8 protein-coding genes and 1 pseudogene are annotated in these 7,477 nt (G+C 59.1%); 2 read left to right on the forward strand and 7 right to left on the reverse strand.

Annotated elements, in window-relative coordinates; genetic code table 11:
* Positions 1–571: PAS domain-containing protein (locus DD606_RS22970; RefSeq protein WP_129259209.1), on the reverse strand; the 571-nt coding region annotated here is incomplete at its 3' end.
* Between the two features lie 421 nt (positions 572–992).
* Between DD606_RS22970 and ygjG the strand changes: the two genes are divergently transcribed.
* Positions 993–2,372 (forward strand): putrescine aminotransferase, encoded by a 1,380-nt coding sequence (ygjG, locus tag DD606_RS22975; RefSeq protein WP_022651884.1) that lies wholly within the window; start codon positions 993–995, stop codon positions 2,370–2,372.
* Positions 2,373–2,457: 85 nt separating this feature from the next.
* On the opposite strand, the gene DD606_RS22980 is transcribed toward ygjG, so the two are convergent.
* On the reverse strand, positions 2,458–3,060 hold the full coding sequence (locus DD606_RS22980) for a helix-turn-helix transcriptional regulator (RefSeq protein WP_023314879.1): 603 nt from the start codon (positions 3,058–3,060) through the stop codon (positions 2,458–2,460).
* 42 nt (positions 3,061–3,102) lie between these two features.
* Between DD606_RS22980 and DD606_RS22985 the strand changes: the two genes are divergently transcribed.
* A complete protein-coding gene (locus DD606_RS22985) occupies positions 3,103–3,792 on the forward strand; it encodes a B3/4 domain-containing protein (RefSeq protein WP_003862604.1) in 690 nt (229 codons plus the stop codon).
* A 94-nt stretch (positions 3,793–3,886) separates the two neighbouring features.
* Here the strand turns inward: DD606_RS22985 and lsrG are convergent, their stop codons facing one another.
* The 5 genes and pseudogenes from lsrG to DD606_RS23010 all read right to left on the reverse strand — a co-directional run.
* The gene (gene lsrG / locus DD606_RS22990; protein WP_003862606.1) at positions 3,887–4,180 is read right to left on the reverse strand and encodes a (4S)-4-hydroxy-5-phosphonooxypentane-2,3-dione isomerase; all 294 of its coding nucleotides are present in this window, start codon (positions 4,178–4,180) and stop codon (positions 3,887–3,889) included.
* Positions 4,177–5,064 carry a 3-hydroxy-5-phosphonooxypentane-2,4-dione thiolase gene (lsrF, locus tag DD606_RS22995; RefSeq protein WP_045350480.1) on the reverse strand — a complete coding sequence of 296 codons (888 nt, stop codon included), beginning with the start codon at positions 5,062–5,064 and terminating at the stop codon, positions 4,177–4,179. Before lsrF ends, lsrG begins: the two co-directional genes overlap by 4 nt.
* Positions 5,065–5,075: 11 nt before the next feature.
* A complete protein-coding gene (gene lsrB, locus DD606_RS23000) occupies positions 5,076–6,077 on the reverse strand; it encodes an autoinducer 2 ABC transporter substrate-binding protein LsrB (RefSeq protein WP_063869522.1) in 1,002 nt (333 codons plus the stop codon).
* Between the two features lies 1 nt (position 6,078).
* Positions 6,079–7,056, reverse strand: a complete 978-nt coding sequence (gene lsrD / locus DD606_RS23005; RefSeq protein WP_023294622.1) for an autoinducer 2 ABC transporter permease LsrD — start codon at positions 7,054–7,056, stop codon at positions 6,079–6,081.
* A pseudogene (locus tag DD606_RS23010) lies at positions 7,057–7,477 on the reverse strand (autoinducer 2 ABC transporter permease LsrC); the annotation flags it as partial.

The following is a 7,477-nucleotide window of genomic DNA, read 5'->3' on the forward strand; positions in this document are numbered from 1 at the left end:
CCAGCGAAGCCCAGCCCGCGGCACTGGCAACCAGCGTTGCGGCCATCACCGCAAAAAGTACCGCCATTACGCTGCGCACGCGCCAGCGCAGCGGCATCGCCGGTAATTTGCCGAGCCAGCCTTTGCGCACCACCAGCCCTTTATGAATGCGTTTTTTGCTACGTCCTTCGTTGAGCGCCTTATAAAGCGGCTCCACTGCGGCGACCTCGTCCTCGGTGGCGCGGGTACGAATGGACATATAGCCCGTCATCTGGCCGTTACGCACCATCGGTACCGCATTGGCGCGTACCCAATAGTGATCGCCATTTTTACGTCGGTTTTTGACAATCCCGCTCCAGGGTTCGCCCTTTTGCAGCGTGTACCACATGTCGGCAAAAGCCGCTTTCGGCATATCCGGATGGCGCACAATGTTGTGCGGTTGCCCGAGCAGCTCCTGGAGCGTAAAGCCGCTCACTTGCACAAAGGTGTCGTTAGTGTGGGTCATGTAGCTGTGGAGGTCGGTGGTCGACATAAGCGTGGTGTCATCGTCCAGCGGATATTCATTCTGGGTGACATAGTCAGGAGAGGACATAGTGAGCATCCCTTGCAGGTTATTTGAATGTTATTTTGTGGCTTATGTTTTTTCGGCGATAAAAAATTTATCTTTAGTTGTTAAATATGATTGAGATCGCAAATCTCGGTTAAACCGCACTTTTCGTGCGTTTTTCTAATTAATTGATTTAAAATACTTTCGAGACGAAACTACCTACAAAGCATGATCCCCCGGCGCACACTTAAGGCGCATTTCCTGCCCTGAAGTAGTGCAATTGACGACACCCCATCCCCGGCTCGTTATCCCTTATCCCGTGCGGCGCGCAATGGCATGATTAAATATTGTGCAAATTTGATTTCACCTGGCGTTTATCCCGATTTTTGTTAAGGCATCTGAGGTGGCGTAATCCCTGCAATAATTAACTCAGTATCATGTGATACGCGATCCCCGGGAGCATATTTTGAACAGGTTACCTTCCAGCGCCTCGGCTCTTGCCTGTACCGCGCACGCACTGAATCTCATTGAAAAGCGAACGCTTGATCATGAGGAGATGAAACAACTTAACCGTGAGGTCATTGATTACTTTAAAGAGCATGTGAATCCTGGTTTTCTGGAGTATCGCAAATCTGTTACCGCCGGCGGGGATTACGGAGCCGTAGAGTGGCAAGCGGGCAGTCTGAATACGCTTGTCGACACCCAGGGACAGGAGTTTATCGATTGCCTGGGTGGTTTTGGTATTTTCAACGTGGGGCACCGTAATCCAGTTGTGGTTTCCGCCGTACAGAATCAACTTGCGAAACAACCTCTCCATAGCCAGGAACTGCTCGATCCGCTTCGCGCCATGCTCGCGAAAACGCTGGCAGCCTTAACGCCCGGCAAACTGAAATACAGCTTCTTCAGCAACAGCGGCACCGAATCGGTCGAAGCGGCGATTAAACTCGCCAAAGCGTACCAGTCGCCACGCGGGAAATTTACCTTTATCGCCACCAGCGGCGCGTTCCACGGGAAATCCCTGGGCGCGCTGTCGGCGACCGCTAAATCCACTTTCCGCAAACCGTTTATGCCGCTGCTGCCGGGCTTCCGCCACGTACCGTTCGGCGACATCAACGCCATGCGCACCATGCTCGGCGAATGCCGTAAAACCGGCGACGACGTGGCGGCGGTGATCCTGGAGCCGATTCAGGGTGAAGGCGGCGTGATCCTCCCGCCGCAGGGCTATCTGCCCGCCGTGCGTCAGCTGTGCGATGAGTTTGGCGCGCTGCTGATCCTCGACGAAGTGCAGACCGGGATGGGGCGCACCGGCAAGATGTTCGCCTGTGAGCATGAGAACGTTCAGCCGGATATTCTGTGCCTGGCAAAAGCGCTCGGCGGCGGCGTGATGCCGATTGGCGCAACGGTCGCCACTGAAGAGGTGTTCTCGGTGCTGTTCGACAATCCATTCCTGCATACCACCACCTTTGGCGGTAACCCGCTGGCCTGCGCGGCCGCGCTGGCGACCATCAACGTGCTGCTGGAGCAAAACCTGCCTGCGCAGGCGGAGCAGAAAGGCGACATGCTGCTGGACGGCTTCCGCCAGCTGGGCCGGGAATACCCGGATCTGGTACAGGATGCGCGCGGGAAAGGGATGCTGATGGCGATTGAGTTCGTTGATAACGAAACCGGTTATAGCTTCGCAAGCGAGATGTTCCGCCAGCGGGTACTGGTGGCGGGAACGCTTAACAACTCGAAAACCATCCGCATTGAACCACCGTTGACGCTCACCATTGAGCAGTGTGAGCAGGTGCTGAAGGCGGCGCGTAAGGCGCTGGCGGCGCTGCGGGTGAGTGTGGAAGAGGCGTAAAAAAAGCCGGGTGGCGCTACGCTTTCCCGGCCTACAACATACTGCATATGCAAGCCCGGTAAGCGTAGCGCCACCGGGCTGCTTTTTATCGGTGAAACTCTGCCACCGTCATGGTGAAGCGAAGCACGGTATCGCTTTCATTGGCATAGCCGTGCGCCGCTTCCGTTTTCGCCACCGCCGACGCCCCGGCAGCTACCTGCGTTACCGTCTCGTCCACCGTCAGGGTTAACATGCCTTCGTTCACGTGCAGCAGCTCAAACGTTCCCGCCGGATGTCCCGGAGAGGTGAACGTTTCTCCCGGATGCATCTCCCACTGCCACAGCTCAATCATATCCGGGCCTGCGGTGCCTGCCAGCAATCTGGCGTAACCGCCCTGTGCGCCCTGCCACAGAACCGGGATCGCCTCTTCCTGAATAATGTGTATCTGCGGCTCGCTGGAGACGTTAACGATATCTGCCACCGAGACGCCAAGCGCGGCGGCCAGTTTACACAGAATGGCAATGCTGGGGTTGGCAGCCCCTTTTTCGATCTCCACCAGCATGCCTTTGCTGACGCTGGCGCGGCGAGAAAGCTCGTCCAGCGACAGTTTTTTCTCTTTCCGCCAGCTGCGGATACGGTTCGCGACGGCCAGGCTTACCTGGGCAACATCGGCACCCGCATCGGTCATTATATTGACTTTATCGGTCATTGGTCACTACCATGGTATAAAACAGTCAATACAGGATTATTTATGTCTCTTGTAACACCGTCAATAGATTCGCGACTTGTCGGGATCGCGCCCGGCTTTCGGGCGCTGAGCATTCTGGTTGAAGCTGCCCCGATTACCCAACCGGAGGTTGCGCCCGCTGCGCTGGCGCAGGCCTGCCAGCAGATGCTCAATGATGATGTGCCCTGGGCAGAAAATCATCTCGCCGCCTGGGATGAGGTGTTTAAAGCCTTTGGTGCAAAACCCAAACGTACGCCCTGCTCGGCCTCGGCCCTGCGCAAGCGCGTGATGAGAGACGGTTCGCTGCCGCCGCTCGACCCGGTGGTGGATATCTATAATGCCATCAGTATCCGCTACGCTATTCCGGTAGGGGGAGAAAATCTGGCGGCTTACTCGGGAGCGCCGCGCCTGACGCTGGCCGACGGCAGCGAGCCGTTTGATACCGTCAAAGAGGGTGAGCCGGTAGTCGAAAATCCGGAGCCAGGCGAAGTTATCTGGCGTGACGATCTTGGCATCACCTGCCGCCGCTGGAACTGGCGACAGGGGATACGCACGCGTCTGGACAGCCAGGCGCAGTCCATGTGGTTTATTCTCGAAAGCCTGCCGTCGATGCCGCTGGCGGCATTACAGGAAGCTGGCGATGAGCTGGTGAGCAATCTGCAAAAGCTGATGCCGGGCGCGACGGCGCGTATTCAGTTGCTGGAGCTGGCGTGAACAACGCCTGGTGGCGCTGCGCTTACCCGGCCTACAAAATCAACACCCCCCGTACCCGTAGGCCCGGTAAGCGCAGCGCCACCAGGCAAAACCGCTACTCCGGCAACAATCCGACAAAGCTGCGTTTTTTGCGCGGCTCCGACATCAGCTCCTCCAGCTTATCCACGCACGCGAGATAGTGCGGGGTTTGCTTATGCGCCAGCACCGCCTCTTCGTCTTTATAGGCTTCGTAGATAAAGAACCGGGTTTTCACCCGCGGGTCCTGCAATACGTCGAAGCGCAGGTTGCCCGGCTCCTTGATCGCCCCCTCGTGGTTGGCGCGAAATACCTCCAGAAACTCGTCCACCCGCTCGGGCTTAATGTTGATCTCCACCAGCGTCACGTTCATTTTGCTTCTCCCTGTTTCTCTTCCTGCCAGAACTGGAACGCATCGCGGGCATTCCAGTTCTCGTGAACCACTTTCTTCACCGCCTTCAGCATGGCGAGCGGCGCGCTGGACTGGAAGATGTTGCGCCCCATGTCCACGCCGGACGCGCCCTGGTCAATCGCCCGCCAGCACATCTCCAGCGCCTCGTGCTCCGGCAGCTTTTTGCCCCCCGCGATAACGATCGGCACCGGGCAGCTGGCGGTCACTTTTTCAAAGCCCTCGTCCACATAGTAGGTTTTGACGAACTGCGCCCCCATTTCGGCGGCGATGCGGCTTGCCAGCGAAAAATACCGAGCGTCACGCGCCATCTCTTTCCCCACGCCCGTCACCGCCAGCGTCGGCATGCCGTAGCGCGCCCCTGCATCGACCAGCTTGATGATATTGTTGATCGACTGATGCTCAAACTCGCTTCCGATGTACACCTGCGCCGCCACCGCGCAGACGTTCAGGCGCAGCGCGTCTTCCATCGCCACCGCCACGCACTCGTTCGACAGTTCGCCCAGAATCGAGTTACCGCCGGAGGCGCGCAGCACCACCGGTTTGTTCGTCGCGGCAGGTACCTGGCTCCTGAGGATGCCGCGGGTACACATCAGCACGTCGGTTTCGCCAAACAGCGGCGCGATGGAGAGATCGATACGCTCAAGGCCGGTGGTCGGTCCCTGAAAGTAACCGTGGTCAAAGGCCAGCATCACCGTGCGGTTGCTCTGCGGGTTGAAAATGCGCGAAAGCCTCGACTGCATACCCCACTCCAGCGAGCCGCAGCCCTTCAGGGTGTACGGCACATTCTGCTGCGGCGTACCGATGCCAAAATCCTTGCCGTCTTTGATGTCGTCTAAATCAGCCATTTGCTCCCCCGTCAGAAATCGTATTTGCTGATGTTCTCTTTGGTGAACACCACGCGCTCCGGCAGCAGCACGATGCCGTTGCCCTTCGCCTCATACTGGTAGCCCTGCACGCTGTTCGGCTCGACCTTCAGCGTCCCGATATTTTTCACGTCTACGCTGTCGCCGACGTTAAGATCGCCTTTTTTCAGCAAACGATCGGCGACATTGACCGCAATTTTGCCCTGTTGCACCACATCCCACAGGCCGAAGGCTTTCACCGTGCCGCGCTCAACGTACGGGCGCATCACATTCGGCGTGCTGAAGCCGACAATCGCCACCCCTTCCCGCTTCAGGTTTTCCGCCGCCTGTGCCGCGGCCGGCAGGGCGTTGGCGTCCGGGGCGATGATCGCATCCAGATCCGGATAGGCCTTTAAGATCCCTTCGGCGGTTTGCAACGATTTGGTGGCGTCGTTATAGCCAAACTGGGTGGTGACGACCTGCCACTGAGGATGATCTTTCTCGATTTTGGCCTTCGCCTCTTTCACCCACTGGTTCTGGTCGGTGACGGTCGGGCTGGAGTAGAAGAACGCCACTTTCGCGTTCGGTTTGGTGACCTGCTTGCCCGCCATCTCCACCAGCAGGCCGCCCAGCTGTTCCGGCGTCCCCTGATTGATGTAGATGCTGCGGCACTCCGGTTTGGTGTCGGAATCCCAGGTCAGGACCTTGACGCCGCGCTGCATCGCGCGCTTCAGCGCCGGGCAGAGACCGTCCGGTGACACGGCAGAGACGATGATAGCGTTATAGCCCTGGTTGACGAAGTTATTGATGAGCTGCACCTGACCGGAGACGCTCGGCTCGGTCGGGCCGTCGTAGGTCACGTCCACGCCAAGAACTTTCCCCGCCTCTTTCGCACCGTTGCCGCCGCTGGTGAAGAATCCCACGCCTACCAGTTTCGGGATAAAGGCAATGCGGTCCGCCGCCTGCGCCGAAGCGAAGCTGAGGGCCATTGCCAGGACGAGCAGTTTTGTTTTCATCTTACGCTCCGGATAGTTTTCTGAAGAGAGATCGCACCCATTCGCGGTGCAGACTCAGCGAACGCCCCATTACCACCACAACCAGTAGCGCCCCCGACAGCGCGCTCGACACCTGGTTGGGGATGCCGACCATCTGTAAACCCTGTTGCAGGTACCCCACCAGCAGCGCCGCCAGCGCCGTACCGACAACCGAACCTGACCCGCCGTAGATATTGGCTCCGCCGAGCACGGCGGCGGTGAGCGCAGGCATTAATAGATCGCGCCCCAGATCCGAACGCGCGGAGCCGAAATAGGAGACCATCACCAGCGCGGCAATCGCCGAGGCCACGCCCACCAGGCCGTACAGCACGTAGGGCATGCCGTTCACCGGCAGCGCCGCATAGCGCGCCGCGCGCGGGTTTTGCCCAATCAGGAACAGATGACGGCCAAAGCGCCCGCGGTGGGTAATAAGCCAGAAGAAGACGGTGATTACCGCGAACAAGACCAATGGGATCGGCAGACCCAACACCGTGAGGTTAGCGAACGCCGTGAAGCTGTCCGGGAAGCCGCCGATGCCCTCGTAGCCCGTCGCGCCCGCCATGCCGGAGAGCAGCAGCGCGCCCCCGCCGTAGAGGTAGAGCGTGCCGAGGGTGATCACCAGCGGGCTGATGCCGGTGTAGTGGATCAGCGCCGCGTTTACCAGCCCGCACAGCAGACCCAGCAGCAGCGTCAACGGAACGGCGACCGCCATCGGCCACCCCGCCTGCATCATGACGCCCAGCGCAATGGCGCACAGGCCGATGGTCGAGCCGAGGGAGATGTCGATCCCGCCGCTGATAATCACCAGCGTCAGCGGCAGCGCCACAATGCCAATACAAATGAAGTCGCTGGTGCTGAACAGCAGCATGTTGACGTCGAGCATGCGCGGGTTGATGGCCCCGAAGAGCAGGATCTCCAGCACCAGTAAAATCAGCAGCGCGCTTTCCCAGTTAAGCCTCATTTACGCCACCTCTTTTTTGCGTTTGGGAAACGGGGTAACGTGCTTTCCCCCTTTGTTACCGGGCTGGAAACGGCTGTATTTCAGCGCCCGCTGATGCCGCGCCAGTGCCTGACGCAGACGCCCGTCGAGCACCAGCACGCCCAGCAGCACCAGCCCGGCGATAAAGTCGTTCCACCACGCCGGGAGCCTGAACAGCACCAGCACGGTATCGATTTGGGTGAGGAAGAACGCGCCAAGGAACGCACCGACCAGCGTGCCGGTGCCGCCCAGCAGCGAGATGCCCCCCAGAACGCAGGCAGCGATGGCTTTCATCTCCAGCCCGCTGCCGGTCTGGTTGGGCACAAAGCCTATCTGCGCGGCAAACACAATCCCGGCGCAGGCCGCCAGCAGGCCGTTCAGGGTAAAGGCGATCATGCGGGTG

This window comes from Enterobacter cloacae complex sp. GF14B (assembly GCF_004136805.1).
Lineage (GTDB): Bacteria > Pseudomonadota > Gammaproteobacteria > Enterobacterales > Enterobacteriaceae > Enterobacter > Enterobacter hormaechei_C.

Coding starts and splice junctions, on each gene's coding strand:
- lsrG (WP_003862606.1), bottom strand. CDS start 4,180: ATGAACGTGACGCTGGTGGAGATCAACATTAAGCCCGAGCGGGTGGAC.
- DD606_RS22980 (WP_023314879.1), bottom strand. CDS start 3,060: ATGACCGATAAAGTCAATATAATGACCGATGCGGGTGCCGATGTTGCC.
- lsrF (WP_045350480.1), bottom strand. CDS start 5,064: ATGGCTGATTTAGACGACATCAAAGACGGCAAGGATTTTGGCATCGGT.
- lsrD (WP_023294622.1), bottom strand. CDS start 7,056: ATGAGGCTTAACTGGGAAAGCGCGCTGCTGATTTTACTGGTGCTGGAG.
- lsrB (WP_063869522.1), bottom strand. CDS start 6,077: ATGAAAACAAAACTGCTCGTCCTGGCAATGGCCCTCAGCTTCGCTTCG.
- DD606_RS22985 (WP_003862604.1), top strand. CDS start 3,103: ATGTCTCTTGTAACACCGTCAATAGATTCGCGACTTGTCGGGATCGCG.